Genomic DNA, 690 nt, shown 5'->3' on the forward strand with positions numbered 1-690 from the left:
CGCGTGATATATCGTGTAGATAAAAAGAAAGGCGAGATACATGTAGAAGATATCTCGCCTCATGCTTATCGTGCACATCATTAGTTTATTTGTGCAAGTATTTCGTTTGAAATTCTACAGAGCTAAAAACGTTTTTTCACCAGTTTTGCGGATTTCTTTTTCGCTAGCCCACTCGAGCTCTGCTGTCTCCAGATTTAGCACCTTCATCGTAAACTTGTAATAGACATCCTTTTTATCGTCATTGCGTTTTTGAATGCTCGATAAGTTTCCGTACAGCATATATTGAGCGCCGGTTTGTTTGCCTAGAGCTACTGCTTTAGCTGGATCGACCAAACCACTTTCTTGTTGATAGTTAAGCTGCTTTTTAACTTGTTCAACGGCAGTCATATCGACAAAACGGAACTTACCGCTTTGAAGAAGTTTAGTTTGAATCGAGTCGGTGATTGATTCGGTATCAATGTGTTCTGTGGTTTTGTTTTTTATTTTATCTACGAATGCAACAGGACGGCCTTGCTTTGAAACCTCAGCAACAAAGGGTGAGGCTAAAACGTCATCTACCATTTTTGTTGCGATTGATTGTAAGTCGGTCGAGCCGAATCCAATGGTCGTGGTTTCTGTTGCGGTTGCATCGCCATACGCAATTTTTTCTGAGCACCCAGATATGCCAATACCAGTCGCCAGTAATGCTGT

General features: G+C 41.3%; 1 protein-coding gene. It reads right to left on the reverse strand.

Annotated elements, in window-relative coordinates:
* Positions 1–114: 114 nt before the first annotated feature.
* Positions 115–690 (reverse strand): penicillin-binding protein activator LpoB (lpoB, locus tag A3738_RS26745; protein WP_068763973.1); only part of this gene is annotated, 576 nt, incomplete at its 5' end.

Source organism: Oleiphilus sp. HI0066, assembly GCF_001635725.1.